Here is a 24,867-nt window from a genome sequence, read left to right on the forward strand (position 1 = left end):
TTTATTTTTTTAAAGCTCCGAGTTCCGATGTCGTTTATATAAAGTTTCGGCCTCACTTTGTGAGGCCGAAACTTTATATTGTTATTCAGAATTAGAACTGCATTTCAGGAATTTCTCCTTCAATGATAAGATCTGCTTCTGTTGCTTTAATAATATCTTCTACTGAAACGCCTGGTGCTCTTTCTACCAGCTTGAATCCTGCCGGAGTTACATCCAGAACGGCTAACTCAGTAACTACTTTTTTCACACAGTTTACCCCCGTTAAAGGTAGTGTACATTTTTTTAGGATTTTGCTTTCTCCTGCCTTGTTTACGTGCATCATGGCTACGATAATATTTTCAGCAGAAGCAACAAGATCCATTGCTCCCCCCATTCCTTTCACCATTTTTCCGGGAATTTTCCAGTTGGCAATATCTCCGTTTTCTGAAACTTCCATTGCTCCAAGAATGGTAAGGTCTACTTTCTGACCACGAATCATCCCGAAACTGAAGGCTGAATCAAAAAATGAACCTCCTTCCAGAATAGTAATAGTCTGTTTTCCGGCATTGATGATATCCGCATCTTCTTCTCCTTCGAAAGGAAAAGGCCCCATACCCAATACTCCGTTTTCGCTCTGGAATTCTACGGAAATACCTTCCGGTACATAATTGGCAACCAAAGTAGGAATTCCAATTCCCAGGTTTACATAATAACGATCTTTCAGTTCTTTTGAAATTCTTTTGGCAATTTGTTCTTTTGTAAGCATAATAAAAACTTAGACTGCAATTTAATTATTTTCACTTGAATACAAAAGAGCTTTGTTGTATTCAATAATTAACACTGTTAGTTAAAATAATATCTGTAATTTTGTTCTATTATTTTTTAATAGAATGAAAATACTTTTTAGATATCTAAAACCTTATCAGTGGCTGATAATCATCTCTTTATTTTTGGCTACTGTCAATCAGGTTTTTTCTTTATTTGCTCCGGCGATCACAGGAAATATCCTTGATCAGCTGGTTACTCATCCCAACTTTTTTGATAAAGAAAAGCTATTGCCCAGAAGCCTGAATGAATATTTATACGGAAGTTCTGTATATCATGGGGCTTTTTACTTTTTGGGGCTTCTTATCGGAACTGCAATGGTGAGCAGAATTGCCAAAGCTTTTCAGGATTATGTGGTAAGCGTGATCACTCAAAAGTTTGGAGCGAAAATATTTACAGATGGCTTAAAGCATTCGATGGCATTACCTTATCAGGAATTCGAAGATCAGAGAAGCGGTGAAACGCTGTCTATTTTAACAAAAGTAAGAGAAGATACGGTAAAATTTATCACGAATTTCATTAATATCTTCTTCGGAATTCTGGTGAGTATTATTTTCGTTTCCGTGTATGCGATCCGTTTACACTGGTCTATTATGCCGGTTTATATCTGCGGGATTTTCTTTATTGCCATTGTCACCAATTTATTGAGCAAGAGAATCAAAGTGATCCAGAAAAATATTGTGACTGAAACCACCGCTTTAGCCGGAAGTACCACTGAAAGTCTCAGAAACATTGAAATTGTTAAAAGTTTAGGATTAACCAATCAGGAAGTAATCCGTTTAAATAACAATACCTATAAGATTCTTGGCCTTGAACTGAGAAAGGTAAAAAGCATCCGTTCTTTGAGTTTTATTCAGGGAACCATGGTCAATTTTCTTCAACAGATGATTACTCTGACTTTATTGTATTTAATTTTTAAAAATATTGTTACACCAGGTCAGTATTTATCTCTGATGTTTTATGGTTTCTTTATTTTCGGGCCAATGCAGGAAATTGGAAACATTATTATTTCTTATCGTGAAGCAGAAGCTTCTCTTCAGAATTTTGACCGTTTGATGAAAAAAGAAGTGGAAGAAAAGCCGCTTCACCCGAAACAAATCGGGGCTATTGAGGAGCTGGAATTCAAACATGTTTCATTCAAGCATCAGTCTGCGCAGTATAAAGCTTTAAATAATATTTCTTTTGATCTTAAAAACGGTGAGACCATTGCTTTTGTAGGACCGAGCGGTTCCGGAAAAAGTACCTTGGTGAAACTATTGGTTGGATTGTACAGACCTCAGGAAGGGAATATTTTTTACAATGGAATCAATGGAAAAGAATTTGATTTTGATGAGCTGAGAAATCAGATTGGTTTTGTAACACAGGATACCCAGTTATTTGCAGGAACTATTAAAGAAAACCTTCTTTTCGTTAATCCTTCCGCAACTGAAGAAGATCTGGCCGTTGCATTGCAGAAATCAAGCTGTACCGCATTATTGGAAAGGGCTGAGAAAGGAATTGAAACCGTTATCGGTGAAGGAGGTCTGAAACTGAGTGGTGGTGAAAAACAAAGAATTGCCATTGCAAGGGCTCTTTTAAGAAAACCTCATCTTTTGATTTTTGATGAAGCCACTTCTGCTCTGGACAGTATCACCGAAGAAGAAATCACTACGACGATCAAAGACATTTCGAAAGAAAGGGAACAGATCACCGTCCTGATTGCCCACCGTTTAAGTACCATTATGCATGCTGATAAAATTTATGTTCTTGAACGCGGACAGATTGTAGAAACAGGATCTCACGCCAATCTCATTGACGAAAAAGGACTCTACTACGCGATGTGGAGACAACAGATCGGAGAAAGAAAAACGCTTACTCCTCAAGCATAAAAAAAGCGCTGAATGCATGTTCAGCGCTTTTTATTATATTGTTTGAACTTATTCTTTAGTTCTTACGGTTCTCTGCTCAATTCTTTTTTCAAATTTTTCTCCCTGGAAAATTCTCTGAACCATGATTCCCGGAATATGAATTTCGTTCGGATCTAATTGTCCCGGTTCTACCAGTTCTTCCACTTCAGCAATGGTAATCTTTGCCGCACCCGCCATCGGATGATTGAAATTTCTTGCAGATCCTTTAAAGATAAGGTTTCCTGCATGATCACCTTTCCATGCTTTTACGATAGAAAAGTCTGCATCGTATGCATGCTCCAGAATATGAGGTTTTCCTTTGAATTCTTTTACCTCTTTACCTTCTGCAACTTCAGTTCCGTAACCTGCCGGTGTGTAAAAAGCTGGAATTCCTGCCTGGGCAGCTCTGCATTTTTCAGCTAAAGTTCCCTGAGGAGTTAGTTCTACATCCAATTCACCTGAAAGCATCTGTCTTTCAAACTCAGCGTTTTCTCCTACATAGGAAGAGATCATTTTCTTAATCTGTCTTTTGTGCAGCAGTAATCCTAATCCGAAATCATCTACTCCGGCATTGTTTGAAATGCAAGTAAGATCTTTCACATCGCCTTCTACCAAAGCATTGATTGAGTTTTCAGGAATTCCGCAAAGTCCGAATCCACCTAGCATTAGTGTCATTCCATCATTAATTCCTTCGATGGCCTCCTTTGCATTTTTTACTCTTTTATCTATCATGAAATATTAGATTTTTCTGTTGGCTAAATTTAATAAATTTTCTTGTATATCCGATGAATGGAAATAATCCTGCAATTTCACACTCTTTACATCTTATTCTTTTCCATTTTAAATCAATAATAATCAAACATTTAGCAATAAAAACGAACAGATCTGTTCATTTTTCATAGTGAATCTCATCAATTTGATTTATATTTGGGGCTTGAAATCAGGAAACATGGCACATTGGCTGTTTTCGGGTATTATTTTTAAACACAATTTTAATGTAGAAATTATTTTATGGCAGATCACTACTGTCTTCATTACTTCTTTTGACCTCTATGAAGGTCTCTTTCGATATCTGCCATCTCACTAATCATATAAAAATATCAAAGCTTACATAAAAACATGAAAAAATTATTTACCTCAGCATTACTTGCATTGGTACTGAGCATGAAAGTATACGCACAGGAGAAAACTTATTTCGATGAAAACTGGGAAAAAACCACTGCAAACAACATGGAGTATTATCGTGAAACGACTCCTAAAGGAAAACTTACCCTTATCAAAGATTTCTATAAAGACGGAAAGCTCCAGATGGAAGGACTGGCTTCGGACACCACTCCTAGCAGTGAGGTTTTTGAGGGAAAAGTAACCTGGTATACTGAAGAAGGAAAGGTTCAGAATTTTGCCACCTATTCCAACGGACAGCAGATTGGTCCGGCCCAGACTTATGATATGAATGGCAGGCTGACAGAAGATGTGGTATATAAAGCTGACGGAAGTTTTTCAGGAAAGATGTTCAGTTATAAGGATGCTGAGGATGGAATGGACTTTAATATTGTGGTGGATTACGAAAACTCTACGCCAGTAAAAACAACCGTTTATGATGATGACATTAAAGGGATCAGAAATGAAACCATCATTGATAAGGACAACAACACTGAAACAAAATATTACGGTGAAAAGGGAAAATATCTGGGCAGCAACACTACCTCCGGTTCGGGTGAAAATATGATGGTAGATTACTATTCCAGTCCCATGAGGATCTCTAAGATAGAAAAATACAGAAAGGACGGCAGTGTAAAAGAAGGTTTTGTTTATAGCAAAAGCGGAAAGATCTTACAGGAACAGAAAATGAATAAAAAAGATGGCTATAAAACCACTTATGATGAGTCGGGTAAAAAAATAGCCCATCTGGTGTACCAATATGATAAGGAAAATGATGTTTATAATCCAATGGACGGGGATGATTATCATCTGGCTTATGAATATTCACAGATTTCCTCTATTGATACTTATGAAAAAGGCTCAAAGGTAACCAGTAAATATTTTGATGAAGACGGAAAGTTATCCTCCGAGCAATTTTTAAAAGATGATCTTATCCAGGAAATTAAATATTATTCCCCGGATGGAAAGCTGAAATCTACATTGACCTACAAAGATGGTATTCCTTATAATGGTACTACCTATGAAGGCTTTAATGAAACAGTTTATAAGGAAGGTATTATTGTAAACATCAAAAGCTTTTTTGAAGGTAACAATACGAAGTTAAGTTTTGAAAAAAAGCTGAATGCCAGACAAACAGGCTATGATGCAACTGTTTATGACCCTAAAGGCACTATTTTATATACATTTACACAACCGATCAGTGAAGATGGGGATGATTATTCCTTTACAGCACAAATCACACAGTATGTAAAGGGGAAGCCTGCCAATAAGTCTTCTGTAAAAGCAGGTGTTATTCAAAGCGGAAAAATCAGACTCAAAACATGGGATGGAGCTAAAGAACTTGAACGCAGCGGGAAATGGATCTTGTTAAAACTTTATAATATGGATGGAAAGCTCATTCAGGAAACTAAAACGCTGGCCGATACTCAGGAGGAAAATGCTTCTGCTGAAACCCCTACGATGATTAACGAGGATGATCTGCATCATTTATTTGACTAATTACCACAACTATATATCAAAGGCGGTTTCATTTTTTGGAATCGCTTTTTATTTAATCACAGATTTTTATTGTTAAGTCTTTTCCCACAGATGGCACAGACTTTCACAGATGATTTTGGAAAATTAAACTTTTTTACATCCATAAAAAAGAGGCTATCATTGCTGACTGCCTCTCCGTTATAATTATGTTGTAATTTACCTTACTGAATGATCAGCTTTAAAGTAAACAGTTTTCTTCCATGTACTTTTACATAGTAAACGCCTGCCGGAAGATTTTCATTCACCAAAGAGAAACGTTGGTTATTGATATTTTTCGATACATACAGTAACTCTCCCGAAGCTGAAACCAGCTCGATTTTTTCAATCGGGTAATCACTTTTAATAAAAGTAGGCTGTCCCGGTTTGGTTGGGTTCGGATACAATACTACATTTTTCTCTGTACTTCTGGTTTCTTCAGTTCCCAAAGTGGGTGAAGTTACCTGGAACTGTACTCTGTTTGAAACTTCCGTGTAGGAATCATTGGTAAACATCACCATGTAGTAATTTCCCGGTGTTGCAGGTACTGCTGTTCCCTGAATAGTTTTTGTTCCCTGAGTTATTCCGTCAAAATAGGTATAAGAAACAAAATTATCATCCGGTGTCTGAACACTTTGAGGATAGATTCCCAGCCAGTCTTTGATGATTCCCGGAGAATCTGTCCATGAAGCCGTAATATTTTCTCCTAAAGTATAAACAGGTTTGTTGATCCAAAGATCTGTAACGATATCTCCTACTTTGAAGAACACCTTCTCCCCGATTCCGTTATATCCGTCTTCCAATAAATACTGAGCATAATAATACCCTTTTGGAAGTCCTGTGAAATTTAATGTTCCTGATGCAGTTGTTACATAGCTCCATTTGATAGAAGCTGTGGTCCCCGGCGTCTGGCCCATTTTATAAATTCCGATCCAGTCTTTCTGTAAGTTGGGTCCGTTTGTAAAATTAATAGTAACGGTTCCTCCTACAGGATACGTATCAGCAGTAGTCTGCAGCTGCACTTTCGGTCCTACATAGAAATTTTTTCTCGGGGTGATTTCCGTATACCCGTTGTTGGCAAAAAATCCTGCAAAATATTGTCCTTTAGCAGCCAGACCATTATTGAAGGTTACTGTTCCTGCAATCTGACCATTCGTATAAATATACCCTTGTGAAGTTGTAGAAGCCGGAGTTTGTCCTTTTTTATAGATTCCTACCCAATCCTGCTGATTTCCGGGACCTCCGGTAAATGTAGCTGTGATAGCTTCATTCTGAGCGTATTCAGTTTTGTTTAAAGTAAATGTAGGATTTGAAACCACACTTCCTGTAATTTCGAACTGTTTTACATCACTCCACTCACTCCACTCAAGGTTTCTGTCTCTGTAACGTGTTTTTACATAATAGATTCCGTTGGGGATAGAATTCGCTGCCAATGTTGCTTTGGTGATGTCTACTCCATCATTCAGGTTTTTGGTTTTATCAGGAGTTCCGTTTCCGTCTTTTCCGAACCAGTTTTCAAAATCACGGTAAAATTCTTTTTCAATTACAGAAAAGTTTGAGGTTTTACTGATCTGGAACTGTGTTGTATTTAAAAGTTCTCCGTTGGAAGATGAAAATGCACTTCCATTCAATGTTAATGGTAAAGTAATTGGCCCTGAGAAAGTATTTGTAATGGATGGTTTTGCCGGCTTGGGCTGATTTTTATATCTGTGGAAAGAATCTACCAATACATTGTTTTTCTTGTTGTAAATTCCACCGATTGAATAGCATTCGATATCTACTTTTCCGGTTGGGACATCTACTTCCACAATCTGATAGGTCCAGTCTGTCAATGTTTTCTGAACATCGTCAAAATCCTGCTCATTAGACATTCCCCAATACTGATCCCAGGCTGTTCCTCCGGAAATAATCTGGTAATTCGGTGTGTTTTTAAGCTGACCTCTGTGGTATAAATGATGGTGAGCTCCAACGTGCATTAAATATTTATCAGAAGTTACCAGAAGCGGTACGGCATTTTCTCTTACCCAGGTAGAAATATCTCCTACGTATTGCTCCGCCTGATACGGTCTGTGGCTTAAAGAAATAATCCAGTCTACCGTAGAATCATTGTTGGCTGCGGTTAAAATCTGCTGAAGCCATGTCTGTTGTGCTGATCCGGTATGTTCGGAACTTAAGCTCACAAATAATACATTTCCTGCCTGCTGGGCATAATAATTTTCATTTCCTGAGCTTATCCCTTTATAACTGATTTCATCAATATAAAAATGGGCATAGTAAGAATTCATTCCCATCGTTCCGTAGGTTTCATGGTTTCCAACCGTTGTCTGAATTGGCAGATAAGGTGATAATTTGATATTCTTTTTAAAGTGGACATTTTCATAGTGATCCAATGTACCTACGTCTACCTGGTCGCCCACCATAAAAGTAAGCGCAATATTATCTGACGGATCTGAATTGGCGCCAAATTTTTCCTTGAGTTTTTTATACGCATTCAATGTAAGCGTATCATATCTTGGCTCTGCTTTAATCTGGTTGTCTCCCATAATAAGGAAACGGATCTTTCCATTGGCAGTTACCGCCTGTCCCGGTAAAGGAAGTGTTCTGAAATTATAAACGGCCGACTCGCTTGTTCCGGTTTTGATCTTATAGTAATATTTGGTATTCGGCTGAAGGTTCGTAATCTTTGCCGTGTGATAATAATAGTTGTTGTTGTATCCGGTATCCGAGAAGATATTGGTAGTTCCTGTTACCGTCACATTTAAATTTGTTGGAGAATCTCCGTAGATTACTGTTGTTTCATTATTGGAAGCTGTTTTCCAATTGACGATCATAGAATTCGGAGTCGGGTTTTGTAAATAAGGGAACAAAACCTGTCCGAAAGCCATCTGGACCGCGAAACAAAAAAAGAAGAAATAATGTTTCATAATAGCTTTAGTTTTAAAATAACATATAGTTTTAAGTTGTGAATCAGGAATTTAAAAAACCGTTATCCGGATTTTTACTTCGGGCAAAAGTAGAATTCCCATATAAACTCTGTCTGATGGGATTTTAAAGAAACCGTTAATTTTTTAGCAAAACCGGAATGAAAAAATTATAGTTTTTAGTACATTAAATATTTGGCATATTCAAAAACTATTTTGTACATTTGCAACCTGTTATTCAACCTCTGACGAAGAACGTGTAAGTTGCTTAGCTTTAACATTTTATTTTATTAATAATGGATTTATTAAAGTACGTACAAGACAAGTACATTGCGAAAAAAGAATTCCCTGAATTCAAAGCAGGTGATACAATTACTGTGTATTACGAAATTAAAGAAGGACAAAAGACTAGAACTCAGTTCTTCAAAGGAACAGTTATCCAATTAAGAGGTACTGGTTCTACAAAAACTTTCACTATCAGAAAAATGAGTGGTGATGTAGGTGTAGAAAGAGTATTCCCTATTAACATGCCTGCACTTCAAAAAATTGAAGTTGATAGAAGAGGTAGAGTTAGAAGAGCTAGAATTTACTACTTCAGAGACCTTAGAGGTAAGAAAGCAAGAATCAAAGACGCTGCTTACAAGAAGAAATAATTCAGACAACAATACATACAAAAAGAGGCTGTTTACTTATAAACAGTCTCTTTTTTTGTGTAAATATTTTTACTTTTTATAGGGAGCTCCTTCTCCGGTTTCCAGAAACTTTTTCAGGCTGCCGAGAAATTGCAGCCAGCCATTGGAGCAGATCTCATAGCATTCAATATCCGGGTTCAGGCCGATATGGGTTAGTTTTATCTGAGTGTCTTCTTTATTTTTCTCTATTTCCCAGACAATTGTTGTTCCTATCCATTCTGTCCGGTTCTTTAATTCAGGAAGGGCAATCAATGAGTCTTCAACCAGCCAGACAATTTTTGTATTGGCAGTTAATTCTTTCACACGCATTGTTTTATGGATGCTATCTCCAAATCTTATGGTAAAAAGATTTCCGACCTCTGAAGAGGAACCTTCAAACAATTCGGTCCACCAAAGGGGAATTTCATCTGTTAAAGCCTGATATACTTTATCTGCTGTGGTGTTGACCTCAAGTAGATGTACGTAGTTTTCAACACTATTTGTATTTATTGTTTTCATAAAATTATTGTATTGGTAGTACAATTTTATGAAATCTACTATAAACCAGGCTTTTCATAGGACAAGAAATATTATATGACATTAACCTTGTCAAGGTTCGCAACCTTGACAAGGTTAACAATCGTACTTTTTATCAGCTGTACAAAAGGACTATTCATTCTTCATAAGATATTGCAAAGGTGTTGAGCCTGTCTGCTTTTTGAAAAATTCAATAAAAGCACTGTCTGATGAAAAGTCCAGGATATAGGACACCTCTCCTATTGAATTTCCTTCCACCAAAAGTTCAATTGATCGCTGCAACCGCCACTGCTGTCTCCAATCCTGATACGACAATCCCGTTTCTTTTTTAAAAATACGGCTGATCGTTTTCTCCACCGCTCCTGTTTTTTCTGCAAAATCTTTCAGCATTGGAGGCATAGATTTCCGCAGTGTCCATTCTTCAGCTATTTTCGTAAAACGCGTATCCTTCGGCATTTTAAGTTCCAGTTTTTCTTCCGGAGCCCTTTGCATTTCATCCCAGAATACTTTTAAAAGATTAGTTTGATCCTGCCTCAACCCTGACCATTCCCAGGAACAAATTCTTTCAATAATTTCTTTTAACAAGGCGTTGACATGAAGAACTTTCAGATCAGGATTCATATATCTTTGGGAATATTTTTCATCAAAATAAATGGATCTGTAGGCTACAATATTTCTGAAATTCACACGATGAACTTCATGGGCAGGAATCCAAAGCATTCTGAATGGAGGGAGAACCAGCTGCCTGTCGGAAGTCGTTACAGTCATACAGCCTGATGGCGCATACAACAGCTGAGATTTCGTTGTATGAAAATGAAAGCCGGAGTCATGCATTACCATATCAGAAGTTATTCCAACTACTTTTTCCGGGATTGAATCAGCATCAAAGACGTCGTTTTGTTCCAGTACAGCCATGTCCTATTTTTGATATTTTTTGTTTTTATATCATTATAAATATACATTGATTTTTTGGAAACTTTGCAGAAAAAAATGAGAAAGACAAATCCTATCTGGCTGCTGACTCTGCTTGTGATGCTTCCGCAGTTTGTGGAAACCATCTATAGTCCTGTTTTGCCAATGGTACAGGAACAGTTTGGAGTACATGAAGAAGCAGTTACCTTAACAATCAGTTTATATTTTATCGCATTTGCACTGGGCGTGGTATTTTGGGGAGTGCAATGCGACAGGATCGGGAGGAAAAAATCATTGGAATATGGTCTCATTACCTATGGAGCAGGAACGTTGGCTGCTGTTTTCGCTCCTGATTTTATGGTTCTTCTGGGAGCCAGGATTATTTCTGCATTCGGAATTTCGGTGGGTTCCATCGTAACACAAACCATTTTAAGGGATACTTTTGACAAAGATAATCTCAGCAAAGTATTTTCCTGGATCGGAATCGGCTTGTCCATCAGTCCGGTAATCGGAATGGTTACAGGTTCAATACTGGCTTCCTCCGGCGGACATCAGAGCGTATTTATTACACTGTGTATCCTGAGTATACTTTTTTTACTCCTTTCCAGACAGAAAATCGCCGAAACTCATCACGTAAAGAAATCCATCAACTTGAAGACGTTGATCAACTTGTTGAAACGGATGCTGCATGATCAGAGCATCATCAAGTGCTGTTTACTGATTATGAGCTTTAATGTCTTGTTATTTTCATACTATTCACTGGCTCCGTTTATCTTTAAAGAAAATCATTATTCCTCTTATGTTTTCGGATACAGCAGTATCATACTGGCTGGCGGTACCTTCGTGGGAGCAAAGCTTAACAGATTTTTGTTATTGAAGAATATACGGTCTGAATATTTAGTTAAAGCAAGTACATTCTCAGCATTGGCTGCTTCTGTTTTTGTCTGGATTCTGACAGGTACAGGAATTTATTTTGTAATTCCCTACTTCTTTATTGTGATGGCATTCAGCATTGCAATTCCCAATATTTTAAGTACTGCATTGATTTATTATAAAAATGAAACAGGAAGCGCCGGGGCTTTATTAGGATTAATTTATTATGTTCTGATAGGTTTAGGATTGGTGAGTATTGGACTGATACAAAATCTGGGAATTGCGTGTGTCCTGTTTTCTGGAATTGGAGTTGGTACTTTATTGCTGTTTGGGAACAAAAAGAATTGATTTTGAAACATTAAGTTTAATGAAGGTGATAAGATTAGGTAAGTTTCATCAAAGATGAAAAATTAAGCAAAATGTTTGTAAAGCTTATTATTTTTACTCACTTGTAAAAAAACTTAATGTTTCAAATATTTTATATTTTAAAATTAATTTATTGTATAAAATCATACAGTGCTTGAAAAAATTTAGGATATACTTCGATATGCGGAAGATGCCCTACATTTTCAATCTCGACAAGCTTTGAGCCTGCAATCTCACGTTGGGTTTTCTTTCCCAATTCCTGATATTGCCCCATTTTAGGTTGAAGTTCTTTAGGAGCTCTGTCCTTTCCTATCGCGGTTCTGTCTCTTGTTCCAATAATAAGCAATGTCGGAACTTTTATATTTTTAAATTCATAACATACCGGCTGATTGTAAATCATATCCGAAGTAAGCGCTGCATCCCATGCAACCTGAGGATAATCTTTATGAAGAGTCCAGCCAGCAATTAAGTCAAGCCAGGGTTGATATTCTTCTTTCCATTTATTGTCGTAATAGAATTTCAGCTGATAATTTTTATAGGTTTCGGCTGTATTTTTAAGTTCAGACTGATAAGCCTGATCAATGGTCTGGTAGGCGGCAAAAGTTTTATAATCTTCCAGTCCGATCGGGTTTTCGAGAATCAGTTTCTGTACTTTCTCAGGATATAGTAATGTAAATCTGGTGGCCACCATTCCTCCCATTGAATGTCCAAGTACGATGGTTTTGTCAATTTTCAGTTCATTCAGAACCGCTTTTGTATTTTCTGCAAGCTGTGAAAAAGAAAATTGGTAAGCATGAGGCTTTGAAGACTTTCCAAATCCTATCTGATCAGGAATCACTACCCGGAATCCTTTAGCAGAAAGATCTTTTGCTGTTTTCTCCCAGTACGCTCCATTAAAGTTTTTGCCGTGGAGAAGCATGACCGTTTTTCCGTTGGGTTTTTGCGGCTTTACATCCATATAAGCCATTTTCAAATCTTCACCCTGAGACTTGAAATTAAGAAAATGTACTTCGTAAGGATATTGATAATCAGACAGCATTGCATCCAGAGGTTTTACCTGTGAAAACATAAAACCGGAGACCGTTAAAGCAAAAGCGGTCATTATATTTCTGAAATGTTTCATAAGACATTTATTTAAAGATTAAAATTAAAAAAACCGCCCCAAAAGGAACGGTTTTAACTGTTATTTTTAGTTAATATTTTTCAAACCATTATGCCATTGAAACCTCTTTTTCCTGTTTTGAAGGTAAATTCATTAAAACAATTGCAAAAAGAATCAAGGCAATTCCTACCCACTGAATGAAAAATACTTTCTCTCCCAGCAAAACAAAAGCCATGGTTACGGAAACCGGAAGTTCCAGCGATGAAACGATACTTCCAAGGCCCAATCCTGCATTGGGAAACCCAACATTGAATAAGATAGGCGGAATAATAGTTCCAAAGAGCGCCAGTACAAATCCATACGTGAGAAATATTGAATAATTAAATGAATGGATATGTTCCGTATTATCAGTAAAATTCAGGTATAATGATTTGAGACTATCAAAATACATAGGCCCTATCTGGGCAAAGAATAAGAATGCAAAAACGACAACAGAACCACCCGCCAGCATAATAATACTCTTTCTGAAAACCGGAAGATGAGTAGCCAGCGTATTAGAGGTGAACATTGTTAAAGTATATGAAGCAGCTGCCATCAGCCCCCAGAATACTCCGTGCCAGTCCAGCTCTATTTCCATATTAATAAGATTGGTTGCCAGAACCGTTCCCAGCAAAACGATAACCACAGAAACCACTTTTCTTGTGTTGGGAAGTTTTTTAGTTAGAATACTTTCTACCACCACACTGAACCACACCGACTGCATCAATAATACAATAGCAATGGAAACATTGATATATTGCACGGCAATATAGTAGAATAAACTTGTTCCGCCCAAAGAAGTTCCTGCAAGCAAGAGCATTCTTACTTCTTTAGAACTTGGCATCGATAATTTCTGTTTTGAGGTTAGGGTCTGAATAAAGTTCAGGATCAAAAGTCCTGTCAAACCTAATACGAATTGGGAAGTAGTTACTTCTGAGGTTGTAAAGCCATCATGATAAGCCATTTTTACAAAAGTGGCCAACATACCGTATATACTAGCTCCAATCCCTACAAATAAAACACCTTTTAGTATATTTTTCTTCTTCATAATTTTTTTAACAGCCTGCAAAGGTACAACATATAAATTAAATCATTCAGCGGTGTCATGGTGATAGATAAATAAAATCGCCACAAGCAAAGCTTGTGGCGATTTTTGAGATTGATTATAAAAGTAAATTATTTCTTAACCATTACTTTAGAAGCAGCTTCAAAACCTAGTCCTTTGATTTTAACCATATAAGTTCCGTTGACAAGGTTGCTTGTAGAAATTGCTTTCTTGGCATCCGGTGAGATTTTATCTTCTGAAGAAACCAGCTTACCAGACATATCATACAATTCTACGCTTACTTTTCCAAGCGTATTGCTTGGGAATTTAATATAGAACTCGTCCTTGGCTGGATTTGGATAGATAGAAATGTTGTTGTTCTTATCTGCCTTTACATCATTGGTAGCCAATAAACATGCTTCCGGAACGTTAAAGTCCTGAACCTGATCATTAATATTATTTTTAGCTCCTGCTGATGCATTCACTCCTAAACCTCTTCTTGCAAAAACTCCCCAGATCATACATTTATCCTGTCCCTGAGTAGTTGCCATCTCAGCTGCCAATATTGCATTTCTTCCATCAATGAAGCTAGGATTACAGCCCTGAAGTTTAAGAGCATCTGTTACTAACTGTAGTACTTTTGTGCTTCCGTTAGGGGTTGTTGACAGCACATCTGAAGCATAACCATATTTTTCAACATATTTCCAGTGAAGATCCCATAACATCGTTGCCCAGACAAAACCAATAGAGTGTACATCCGGAACAATTGCTGATCCGTTATTGTATTCCATTCCGTTGGTATTTCCGTATGTAAATCCGTTAACCGTCATGTTGGTAGAATATTTTGCAGGTCTGATACCACCGCCTGTTATAGGCTGACCTATTGCGTAAGTACCAGTACCTCTCGCTACTGTAGCATCGTCTCCTGCTTTGTTTGTCAGCATTAAAGCAAAGAAATCAGACCATCCTTCTCCCATCTGTTCCTTACTCACACCTGAATTCAGACAGTTGTATCCGGTACCGGTCATTCTGTTGGATATTCCATGACCGTATTCATGGGTTACGATTCCGTTATCAAAACTTCCGTCAGGAGTCTGGTTTCCTTTTAGAGTAACATTTACTGTTGTACTTGCTGCAAGGTGAGTTTTGATATATTCCCCTTCTGCATTGGTAATCAATACTGAAGGGATTGTAATTGTAGGGTCATTCCCTGCCATATTTCCTAAAGTAGAACCATTTACTGCGTTGTTATATATAATGGCCGCTTTAGCTCCGGCATCCTGAAGATTTTTCACTTTTACTGCAAAAGCACATGTTCCTCTCTCAACAAGTCCTATTTTATTAGTCAATGAGCTTGCAGGTAAAGCCGTACATCCGTCTAACACTGATGAAAGTGCTACATCTCCTGTCAGTCCGTTCATTGGTAATGGATTACCGAACTGTGCAGTTCCTGCTCCCGGTGTTCGGGAAACAGCAGCACTTGGTGCATTATAGAAGAATACTCTTCCAACCGGGGACCAAAGATACATTTGCATTCTTCCATTATAACCATCCTGCCCTGAAGAGAAATTCGCATTATTTAATCCGCTTCCATCCTGTGCCTCTGCATATACAGAATCATCATCTCCTCCAACAGGTCCGTTACCAAAATTGTTCTGCTGGAAATTTCTGGCAGATTCTGTAAATCCAAATTTATAGAAAACGTCATGAATTCTGTTATTCAGATAAAATAAATTTGTAATGGCAGCATTTCTGTTATTTAACGGCGTTTCATTGATGTTAAAAGGGAAATCAAAATTTCTTGTTGCCCCTCCGTCTGCCGGAGTTCCTGTAAGATAATCAGGTGCAGTTAAAGCTGTTCCAGCTGAATCTTCATAGGCAAAAACGTTATTTCCTCTTGTAATAGTGTAATGATTGGTTCCGTCAGAATGCCATCCTTCAGGAGAAGCACTCAGGATCCAGGGATTGGTAATAATGGATCTTGAACCAAAAGTTGGTGCTTCAATAGGTAATGGAAACACATTGTATGATGCATTATCCGGCAGAAGTAATGGAATATTATTCTGTGCTATGTTGTTCTGAGGCCCCACCAAGGTATTTTCAAAATGATCGGCATGGGTATATTCCACATCGGATGAATAAGCATCATGATGAAAATTACAAGATAATGTAAGGTTATTTTTCAACAGGATATTTCCATTGTTGGCATCTACTACAATATTCCAGTAATTGGGTGACTTTGGTTCCATTAAGGTATATTCATATGCCAAACGGAGGTTTCCGCTCTCATCATTTGCGTATACCAATCTTTGATTGGCCGAAGTTGCTTTCTTCTGAGTTTTTTCAAGATACTCAAGAATAGTGAAGTTTGCTATCTCAGGATTTTTCAGATCTTCAGCAATCTTCTGAAGCGCTGTGCTTTTACTGATAGCAGCAGTACCTGATGTAGATGCAGTATAATCTTTTACAAAATTATCAGTGTAGTAAACAATTTTATTGTCCTGAATCAATGCTGTTCCTACAGAGCTGTATATTGGCAAACCATTATAAGTCTGTAAAAATTTAACAACATTACCATTCAATGATTTTGACGGATCTACATTATCAACAATGATATTATTAAGATCAGACTTTTTATATTCCCTGATTTTATTTTGAGAAATATAATCTTTAATCAATTTTTCATTATCCTGTCCGAATAATATTGCCGGAAATGCAGAAAATACCGCAAATAAAATAGGTAAAGCTTTGTTTTTCATATCCATTATTAAAGGCGCTAATCTACAAATAATTCACATAACTTTAATGTTTTTTATATTAAAAATTAAATATAAATCAATACAAATAAAGAAAGACCACTTTGAAATCAATTTACATATTTCTCAATCATGAGAATCCTGCATTATATTTACGCGTACCACATTATGTTTACCACATGTTTAATTTTTTTCCATACAAACATTTTCTTTTTATAAGTCATTTTAATAAATATAAATTTCTGACCCACAGAAATCTGTTTTTACTGTTTACCCGATAGTTTTTGTTTTTTTAATGTCTTATTACACTTTTATGTTCTTTGCCGTACAGCCATAAAAAAAGCCGCTCAAATGAGCGGCTCTTATGTATTATAATGGTTCAAAGATTATTTACCTTCTTCCATTTTTCTTTTCAACTCTGCTAATGCATCGATGTCTCCAAGAGTAGATCTTTCTTCGTTGTTAGAAGAAGAAGTTACGTTTCTAGAAGAAGCTTCTTTTACGTTTTTCTTCTCTTCGTCTCTGAAGATACCTGTGTGAGATACTACTACTCTCTTGAATTCTTTGTTGAATTCGATTACTTTGAACTGAGCTTCTTCACCTTTTTTGATTTTAGATCCATCTTCTTTCTCTAATAATCTTGAAGGGCAGAAAGCTTCAACCTCAGCATCCTCGAATTGAACAGAAGCTCCTTTATCGTGAACTTCTACAGCTTTACCAGCGTGGATAGTTCCTTCAGCATATTTAGTTTCGAATTTATCCCATGGGTTTTCAGTCAATTGCTTGTGACCTAGAGATAATCTTCTAGCCTGAATATCTAATTCAAGAACTACAACGTCTAATTTATCACCTACTGCACAGAACTCAGATGGGTGCTTGATTTTCTTAGTCCAAGAAAGATCAGAGATGTAGATTAATCCGTCGATACCTTCTTCTAACTCTACGAATACACCAAAGTTAGTGAAGTTTCTTACAGTTCCTACATGCTGAGATCCTACCGGATACTTAGCTTCGATGTTTTCCCATGGATCTTTAGACAATTGCTTGATACCAAGAGAAATTTTTCTTTCTTCTCTATCTAAAGTTAATACTTCAGCTTCTACTTCATCACCTACTTTTACGAAATCTCCAGCAGATCTTAAGTGAGTAGACCAAGACATTTCAGAAACGTGGATTAATCCTTCAACACCTGGAGCGATTTCTACGAATGCACCATAGTCAGCAAGAACTACTACTTTTCCTTTTACTTTGTCACCTACTTTCAAGTCAGCAGAAAGAGCATCCCAAGGATGAGCTTCTAATTGCTTCATACCTAATTGGATTCTTGTTTTCTCATCATCGAAATCAAGGATTACAACTTTTACAGTTTGTCCGTCCTCAAGGATTTCAGATGGGTGGTTCACTCTAGACCAAGAAAGGTCTGTAATGTGGATCAATCCATCTACACCACCTAAGTCAATGAATACACCGTAAGAAGTAATGTTCTTAACAGTACCTTCAAGAACCTGTCCTTTTTCAAGCTGAGCGATGATTTCTTTTTTCTGACCTTCGATATCTGCTTCGATCAATGCTTTGTGAGATACCACTACGTTTTTGAACTCAGGGTTGATTTTCACAACTTTGAACTCCATAGTTTTTCCTACGAACTGATCGTAATCTTTAATTGGCTTAACGTCAATTTGAGAACCAGGTAAGAATGCTTCGATTCCGTGAACGTCAACGATCATACCACCTTTAGTTCTTGATTTAACAAAACCGTTAACGATTTCTCCAGTTTCGTGAAGTTCGTTTACTTTATCCCAAGCTTTAAGCGTTCTCGCTTTTCTGTGAGATAACTGTAATTGTCCAGTTTTGTCTTCTCTCTTGTCAACCATTACTTCTACCTCGTCACCTACTTTCAGGCCTTGGTTGTAACGGAATTCGTTTAGAGAGATAACACCTTCAGATTTGAAGTTGATGTCTACGATAGCTTCTTTATCAGTTAATCTTACAACTTTACCAATTAGAACGTCGTTATCGTCTAAGTTGTTTAATGATCCGTTGTAGATTTCTTCTAAATCGCTTTTTTCTTTTCTCGCATCTGCATCAAGACCTGATTCGAATGAATCCCAATCAAATTGTTCTGGTGCTACGTTTTGGTTTAATAAAACCTCTGCTGAATTTGTCTCTTTTGACATTTTCTAATAAATTTGTATTCCTTCTTTTTTAACGGTTTGAATAAATGCAGATTAAAAAATACGGAAGTAATTAATTTTAAGTAATTTACTCTTCAAACCTTTTCGCCACAAAAGTGGGTGCAAAGATACTATTTTTATTTGAGATAAGCAATAGATTCTACTACTCTGATATTTAATTTATATATTTAAAAATCAATACCTTGATTAAAGTATGCTTCGACTGGACTCAGCATGACAATGTATGATTTGAACAATATAATGCAACAGCATAGTATTATAGTGGTAATGCTGAGCATAAACTGAAAGTTTACGAAAGCAGTTCATGAGATTCTTCATTTCGCTGCGCTTCATTCAGAATGACAGTGACACAGAATTAAAGAAGGCCCACACTTTCCTATCCTTCTCAAACTCTCAAACCCTCAAACTCTTCCACTCTAAATCCTCAAACTCCAAAATTCACTACCTTTGCAGCATGGAATTACAGCCGATCTATCAAAAACTGCAGATTCAGGATATGAATCAGATGCAGAAATCTACTTATAAAGCGTCTGAAAACAATACAGACATTGTCTTACTCTCTCCTACAGGATCCGGGAAAACGCTGGCCTTTTTATTTCCTGTTCTCAGAAATCTGAAAAAAAATGTTCAGGGTGTTCAGGCATTGATACTGGTTCCGGCAAGGGAGCTTGCTTTACAGATTGAGCAGGTTTTTAAATCCATGGGAACAGATTTTAAAGTTTCTGTATGCTATGGAGGACATGATAAAAAAATTGAAGTTAACAATTTGATTGAAGCTCCGGCTGTATTGATCGGAACTCCGGGAAGAGTTGTTTATCATTTAAGAAATAACAATTTTGATCCGAAAACAATTAAGACTCTGGTTCTTGATGAATTCGACAAAGCTCTGGAATTGGGTTTCCATGATGATATGGAATTTATTTCCAATTCTTTAAAAGGACTTTCTCAAAGAATTTTAACATCTGCCACAGCTATGGATGAAATTCCGGCTTTTACAGGCTTAAAAGATGAAAAAGTAATCAGTTTCCTAAAAGAAAACGATGTAAAACCGGATCTCCAGCTGAGAAAAGTGATGACTATTCCGGAGGAAAAACTGGATACACTTTTCAATCTGGTTTGTAAAATCGGAAACAAAAGAACCCTGATCTTCTGCAACCACCGTGATGCTGTAGACCGTATCTCTGAACTTCTTCATCAGATGGGAATAGACAGAGAAACCTTCCATGGCGGTATGGAACAGGATGAAAGAGAACGTGCCTTACTGAAATTCAGAAATGATTCTGCAAGAATTCTTATTACAACTGACCTGGCTGCCCGCGGACTTGATATTCCTGAAGTAGAATCTATTGTTCATTATCAACTTCCTCCAAAAGAAGATGCTTTTATTCACAGAAACGGACGTACCGCAAGAATGAATTCCAAAGGTTTTGTCTACCTGATCATGACTGAAGAGGAAAACTTCCCGTTCATTAAAAACAATACTCCTGAAGAAAGCGTTGCCGGATTCACTAAAGTTCCGCAAAAAACACCTTTCCAGACGGTTTACATCAGTGCAGGAAAAAAGGATAAAGTAAACAAAGTGGATATTGTAGGATATCTGCTAAAGAAAGGAGAACTTCAAAAAGAAGATGTAGGAATTATCGAAGTAAAAGATACGACATCATATGTTGCCGTGTCCAGAAATAAAGTAAACGCCCTTTTAAGAAAGCTTCAGAACGAAAAACTGAAAGGTAAGAAAGTAAAAATGGAGATTGCTTATTAGACCTTTCACTCTATACTTTATTGTCATTGCGGGGAGCACAGCGACGAAGCAATCTGCCCTCCCCGCAATGACATAATATTATTTAATTCCTTTCACTCTCAGAGGGAAAGTATACACTGACCTGGAGGCAGTAATGAAAAGAATATCATTGTTTTTACCGCCAAAAGTGACATTGGAAGTCCAGTCTTCAGGAATCGGGATGTGATAGATCTTCTTCCCGGAACTGTTGAAAACATGTACTCCTTTTCCTGTCAGGTAGAGGTTTCCGTGTTTATCCATCGTCATACCATCTGACCCCATCTCACAGAACAGTTTTTTCTCAGATAATTTTCCTTCTCCCAATATATCATAAACGTAGGTTTTTCCGGCATCAATATCAGATAAGTACAATTTCTTTAGTTTTTCACTCCCAACAATACCATTGGGTTGGGTGAAAGTCTCTAATTTGGTAACTTTTCCTGATTTATCTCTGTAATAAAGACTTTTATGTTGAATTTCCTGTTTAAAACCAACCCAGTAATCTCTTTCATACAAAGGGTCTGTAAAGTACATTCCCCCAAATTCATCATTCCATACATCATTGGGGCCGTTCAGCCTTTTTCCTTCGAAACCTTTTAGCAGAACTTCTACTTTTTTGTCTTTGGATATCTTCCATATCTCACCCTGATCGTCTGAACAGGTAATCAAATACCCATCTTTGTCAAAGTGTGTTCCGTTTGCCCTTCCTGTTTTATTCAAAAACTCTATCACCTGATTGGTTTTCCAGTCCCAATAATAAATTTTATCATTAGGCTGATCGGTGAAATAAACATTCCCTTCTTTATCTGCTGATGGTCCTTCTGTGAAACTGAACTTGTCGGAAACCTTTTCCGGCTGCACTCCCTCATAAAACATTTTACTATAATTTACTGATTGACAGTTTACCAATGCGAAAACCAAACCAATCATACCTATTTTAAGTATATTCTTCATGCTTCATTTTTAAGGCTGCAATTTACGATATGACCCAGAGGTTTCAAAATATTTTCCCATTTTGACACAATAAAAACAACAGACACAAAATGTCCTAATTGTCCTATTTTTGAAGTAGATCATATTAGTAATGAAAAGATATAATCCGGAGCTTTGCAGTAACAGAATCAATCACTTTTTCATGGAACAGTCAATTTGAAAATAAGATTGGTCAGGATGAAAATTGTACTAAAATACTTTTATAGCATATAACAATGAGCGCAGAGTCCAACAATATTAAGTCTTTGGAAATTGAAAATGAAGATTTCAGAAATTCAGTGGGAACCATGGATGAAACCGGTAAAAGGAAGTGGATTTTTCCCAGAAAGCCCAAAGGAAAGTATACCAACTACAGGAATTACACCAGCTATTTTCTTCTTGCTTTATTTTTCGGACTGCCGTTTGTAAAGATCAATAACAATCCTTTTCTGCTGATCAATGTCATCGACAGGAAATTCTTTATCCTCGGACAGCCGTTTTATCTGCAGGACTTTTTTATTCTTGCTTTAGGAGCGGTAACCTCCGTCATTTTTGTGATGTTATTTACTGTCGTTTTCGGAAGAATATTCTGTGGGTGGCTATGCCCGCAGACGCTTTTTATGGAAATGGTCTTCCGTAAAATAGAATACTGGATCGAAGGAGACCGTAATAAACAGATGAAGCTGGACAGACAGGAATGGGATGCAGAGAAAATAAGAAAAAGACTGACGAAATGGTCTGTTTTCCTTTTAATTTCATTGATTATTTCTCACTTTATGTTCATGTATATTGTGGGCTACGAAGAAGTTTTCCGTATTATGAGTGAAGGACCTGAAGCCAACTCACTGAAGTTTATCGTTATGATCTTCTTTACCATGACATTCTATTTTGTTTTCGCATGGCTTCGTGAGCAGGTTTGTACGCTGGTTTGTCCTTACGGAAGGCTGCAGGGTGTATTGATCGACAAGCAAACGATCAATGTATATTATGATTTTAAAAGAGGGGAAGGCCGTGCAAAATGGAGAAATAATGAAGACAGAAAAGCAGCAGGGAAAGGAGATTGTATCGACTGTAACCAATGCGTTGTGGTATGTCCTACGGGAATCGATATCAGAAACGGACAGCAGCTGGAATGTGTAAACTGTACGGCCTGTATTGATGCCTGCGATGAAGTTATGGAGAAAGTTGGCTTACCTAAAGGATTGGTACGTTATGCAACGGAAGCTGAAATTGAAAATCAGGATAAATTCCGCTTTACGCCAAGAATGAAAGCAACAACCGTTATCCTTGCCTTATTAATCGGATTCCTTGGATTTTTAATGTACGATCGTGGTTCTATGGAAGCCAAATTCATCAAACCGGCAGGGTCCACATTCTTTGTTAAAAATGGCAAAATCACAAACACCTTTATTTACACCCTTCTGAATAAATCTAACGAGAAAAAAATGCTTACCATAAAAGTGATTACCCCAACAAATGCAGAGATCACTTACTTTGGTTCTGAAAAAATTATTTTAAAAGGGGATCAGATCCTGAAAGGAAACATCAACATTTCCTTTCCTGAAAACGAAATTAAATTCTCAAAACAGAATATGGTCATCGGAGTATTTGATGAAAAGGGACAGTTGGTAGATTCGTTTGAAACTACTTTTGAAGGACCGTTTAAGCTGGCTCTTTAGGTGGCAGATGATAGGTGATCGGTGGTAGGTTGTTTGGATCAGAAAAAGTAGTTGATGCTTCCCTAATTCCCCTCCTCCGGAGGGGTGGCAAAAATTCAAAGAATTTTTGACGGGGTGGTTTACAACAATCTCTCCATTAAACTTTAAACTGTGAACCTTAAACTTTGAACTTTGAACTCATTAAGCCTTATATTTCCTCATAAACTGCGTGGGAGTCATTCCGGAGCTTTTCCGGAATACTCTTACAAAGTAGGAATATTCTTCATATCCCAGTCTAAAGGCAATTTCCACCAAACTCTCGTCGAGATACATGAGCATCCTTTTGGCTTCCAGCACTACCCTTTCGGTGATCACATCAGTGGCTGTTTTTTGAACAACAGTCTGGGCAATCCTGTTCAGATGTTTGGATGAAATACCTAACAAAGAGGCGTAATGCGTAATGGACTTGTGTTTTGTGAAGTTTTGTTCAATCAGATTTTCGAAATCCTGATAATGTTTAAAATAAGAAAGTCCGGCAGCAGAATCCATTGTATCAAAATCTTTTGAAAACAATCTTGCAGCATTAATAAAAATCTGAGACATTAGTGATAAAATCAAGCCTTCTTTCATAATATTCTTAGTCTGATGTTCTTCTCCCAGTTCTTTAAATAAACTCATGTTTTTCTTCAATTCCTGAGCATTCAATTGTAGTTTTCGCGGGAATGATACGGATCCGAAAAACGGAAAATTTCTGAGTTTCTGATTCACATAATGCATTTCATAAAATTCCTGGGAACAAAAGAAAATATAACCGTCTATATCTTCTGATAGCTCCCAGCTGTGAATCTGTCCCGGTGACAGGAAGAAAAGACTTCCTTCAGAAACTTCATATTTTTGAAAATCAATCTCATGCACTCCTGTCCCTTTGGTAAAGAGAACAGCTGCATAAAAATCATGTCTGTGAGGCTTCTCTATATGACGATGCCCCAACACCAAATGACTCTTCATGGTGTTAAAATAAAAATCTGAAGTATTTTTACCCGCCTGGAAAAGATCAATATGAAGAACGGAGATCGGATTCATTGATAAATATCTTAAGGATACACAAATTTAGATAAAAAGAACCGGTAATAGCTGCTCTTCTTCTCTGTGATGACCAAATGGCTGTTTTGTGATGATTTTACATCTTTATTTTTCCTTTAAAACAAAGTCTGACCGCACTTTTTACAATATATTTTGGATGAAACTTTAAAAAATTTTTATCTTTGAAGTTTAGGAGTTGTAAAATGAAAATAAATTTACCTGATAAGCTGTATTATTCTATAGGAGAAGTTGCGAAAGCATTCGATGTAAACACTTCATTAATACGCTACTGGGAACAGGAATTCCCGATTATCAAGCCTAAAAAAAACAGAAAAGGAAACCGGTATTTCACTCCTGAAGACATCAAAAATCTTCAGATGATCTACCATCTGGTAAAAGAAAAAGGATATACCTTAGATGGAGCCCGTATCGCTCTGACCACCAACAGTAAAATTTCCGAAACCATTACCCTGATCGACCGGCTGGAATTTGTAAAAGCTGAACTGATCAAGCTGAAAGAATCTTTAGGAGAACGGGAAGAGGATTAAGTGCTTTAAAAATATAAAACCTCCGCTGCAATGAATTGCAGCG

Annotated in this window: 18 protein-coding genes; 7 read left to right on the forward strand and 11 right to left on the reverse strand. The window is 37.0% G+C overall.

Annotated elements, in window-relative coordinates; all coding sequences use genetic code 11:
* Positions 1–91 precede the first annotated feature (91 nt).
* Positions 92–745 carry a CoA transferase subunit B gene (locus AC5YGI_RS02445; protein WP_002980639.1) on the reverse strand — a complete coding sequence of 218 codons (654 nt, stop codon included), beginning with the start codon at positions 743–745 and terminating at the stop codon, positions 92–94.
* A gap of 124 nt (positions 746–869) precedes the next feature.
* Between AC5YGI_RS02445 and AC5YGI_RS02450 the strand changes: the two genes are divergently transcribed.
* Positions 870–2,672, forward strand: coding sequence for an ABC transporter ATP-binding protein (locus AC5YGI_RS02450; RefSeq protein WP_330745694.1), 1,803 nt, complete (start codon positions 870–872; stop codon positions 2,670–2,672).
* Between the two features lie 48 nt (positions 2,673–2,720).
* On the opposite strand, the gene AC5YGI_RS02455 is transcribed toward AC5YGI_RS02450, so the two are convergent.
* A complete protein-coding gene (locus AC5YGI_RS02455) occupies positions 2,721–3,422 on the reverse strand; it encodes a CoA transferase subunit A (RefSeq protein ID WP_496167414.1) in 702 nt (233 codons plus the stop codon).
* A 387-nt stretch (positions 3,423–3,809) separates the two neighbouring features.
* On the opposite strand from AC5YGI_RS02455, the gene AC5YGI_RS02460 reads away from it, so the two are divergent.
* Positions 3,810–5,351, forward strand: coding sequence for a toxin-antitoxin system YwqK family antitoxin (locus AC5YGI_RS02460; RefSeq protein WP_330745693.1), 1,542 nt, complete (start codon positions 3,810–3,812; stop codon positions 5,349–5,351).
* Between the two features lie 200 nt (positions 5,352–5,551).
* Here the strand turns inward: AC5YGI_RS02460 and AC5YGI_RS02465 are convergent, their stop codons facing one another.
* On the reverse strand, positions 5,552–8,290 hold the full coding sequence (locus tag AC5YGI_RS02465) for a fibronectin type III domain-containing protein (RefSeq protein WP_330745692.1): 2,739 nt from the start codon (positions 8,288–8,290) through the stop codon (positions 5,552–5,554).
* A 293-nt stretch (positions 8,291–8,583) separates the two neighbouring features.
* Here AC5YGI_RS02465 and rplS point away from each other — a divergent pair, with 293 nt between their 5' ends.
* Positions 8,584–8,940, forward strand: a complete 357-nt coding sequence (gene rplS / locus AC5YGI_RS02470) for a 50S ribosomal protein L19 (RefSeq protein WP_002980648.1) — start codon at positions 8,584–8,586, stop codon at positions 8,938–8,940.
* Positions 8,941–9,009: 69 nt separating this feature from the next.
* Here the strand turns inward: rplS and AC5YGI_RS02475 are convergent, their stop codons facing one another.
* Together AC5YGI_RS02475 and AC5YGI_RS02480 are read right to left on the reverse strand one after the other, a co-directional pair.
* Entirely contained in the window at positions 9,010–9,477 is a 468-nt protein-coding gene (locus tag AC5YGI_RS02475; protein WP_330745690.1) for an SRPBCC family protein, read from the reverse strand.
* 150 nt (positions 9,478–9,627) lie between these two features.
* Positions 9,628–10,410, reverse strand: coding sequence for an AraC family transcriptional regulator (locus tag AC5YGI_RS02480; protein ID WP_330745689.1), 783 nt, complete (start codon positions 10,408–10,410; stop codon positions 9,628–9,630).
* A gap of 75 nt (positions 10,411–10,485) precedes the next feature.
* Here AC5YGI_RS02480 and AC5YGI_RS02485 point away from each other — a divergent pair, with 75 nt between their 5' ends.
* Positions 10,486–11,628: an MFS transporter gene (locus AC5YGI_RS02485; RefSeq protein WP_496167415.1), complete on the forward strand. Its 1,143-nt coding sequence runs from the start codon at positions 10,486–10,488 to the stop codon at positions 11,626–11,628.
* 148 nt (positions 11,629–11,776) lie between these two features.
* On the opposite strand, the gene AC5YGI_RS02490 is transcribed toward AC5YGI_RS02485, so the two are convergent.
* The 4 genes from AC5YGI_RS02490 to rpsA form a co-directional block, all read right to left on the reverse strand.
* Positions 11,777–12,769, reverse strand: a complete 993-nt coding sequence (locus AC5YGI_RS02490; RefSeq protein WP_496167416.1) for an alpha/beta fold hydrolase — start codon at positions 12,767–12,769, stop codon at positions 11,777–11,779.
* Positions 12,770–12,857: 88 nt separating this feature from the next.
* Positions 12,858–13,835 carry an EamA family transporter gene (locus AC5YGI_RS02495; RefSeq protein WP_496167417.1) on the reverse strand — a complete coding sequence of 326 codons (978 nt, stop codon included), beginning with the start codon at positions 13,833–13,835 and terminating at the stop codon, positions 12,858–12,860.
* A 128-nt stretch (positions 13,836–13,963) separates the two neighbouring features.
* A complete protein-coding gene (locus AC5YGI_RS02500) occupies positions 13,964–16,591 on the reverse strand; it encodes a T9SS-dependent M36 family metallopeptidase (protein ID WP_496167418.1) in 2,628 nt (875 codons plus the stop codon).
* Positions 16,592–16,974: 383 nt separating this feature from the next.
* Positions 16,975–18,765, reverse strand: coding sequence for a 30S ribosomal protein S1 (gene rpsA, locus AC5YGI_RS02505; protein WP_137905342.1), 1,791 nt, complete (start codon positions 18,763–18,765; stop codon positions 16,975–16,977).
* A 472-nt stretch (positions 18,766–19,237) separates the two neighbouring features.
* Between rpsA and AC5YGI_RS02510 the strand changes: the two genes are divergently transcribed.
* Positions 19,238–20,545 carry a DEAD/DEAH box helicase gene (locus AC5YGI_RS02510; protein WP_496167419.1) on the forward strand — a complete coding sequence of 436 codons (1,308 nt, stop codon included), beginning with the start codon at positions 19,238–19,240 and terminating at the stop codon, positions 20,543–20,545.
* 78 nt (positions 20,546–20,623) lie between these two features.
* On the opposite strand, the gene AC5YGI_RS02515 is transcribed toward AC5YGI_RS02510, so the two are convergent.
* A complete protein-coding gene (locus AC5YGI_RS02515) occupies positions 20,624–21,517 on the reverse strand; it encodes an SMP-30/gluconolactonase/LRE family protein (RefSeq protein WP_330745683.1) in 894 nt (297 codons plus the stop codon).
* Positions 21,518–21,771: 254 nt separating this feature from the next.
* On the opposite strand from AC5YGI_RS02515, the gene ccoG reads away from it, so the two are divergent.
* Positions 21,772–23,214, forward strand: a complete 1,443-nt coding sequence (gene ccoG / locus AC5YGI_RS02520; protein WP_330745682.1) for a cytochrome c oxidase accessory protein CcoG — start codon at positions 21,772–21,774, stop codon at positions 23,212–23,214.
* Between the two features lie 180 nt (positions 23,215–23,394).
* Here ccoG and AC5YGI_RS02525 read toward each other — a convergent pair whose 3' ends face one another.
* Positions 23,395–24,276, reverse strand: coding sequence for an AraC family transcriptional regulator (locus AC5YGI_RS02525; protein WP_454511596.1), 882 nt, complete (start codon positions 24,274–24,276; stop codon positions 23,395–23,397).
* 203 nt (positions 24,277–24,479) lie between these two features.
* Here AC5YGI_RS02525 and AC5YGI_RS02530 point away from each other — a divergent pair, with 203 nt between their 5' ends.
* The gene (locus tag AC5YGI_RS02530; protein ID WP_062671077.1) at positions 24,480–24,824 is read left to right on the forward strand and encodes a MerR family transcriptional regulator; all 345 of its coding nucleotides are present in this window, start codon (positions 24,480–24,482) and stop codon (positions 24,822–24,824) included.
* Positions 24,825–24,867: the final 43 nt, after the last annotated feature.

The sequence above is a fragment of the Chryseobacterium sp. CS3K3.1 genome (assembly GCF_059515165.1).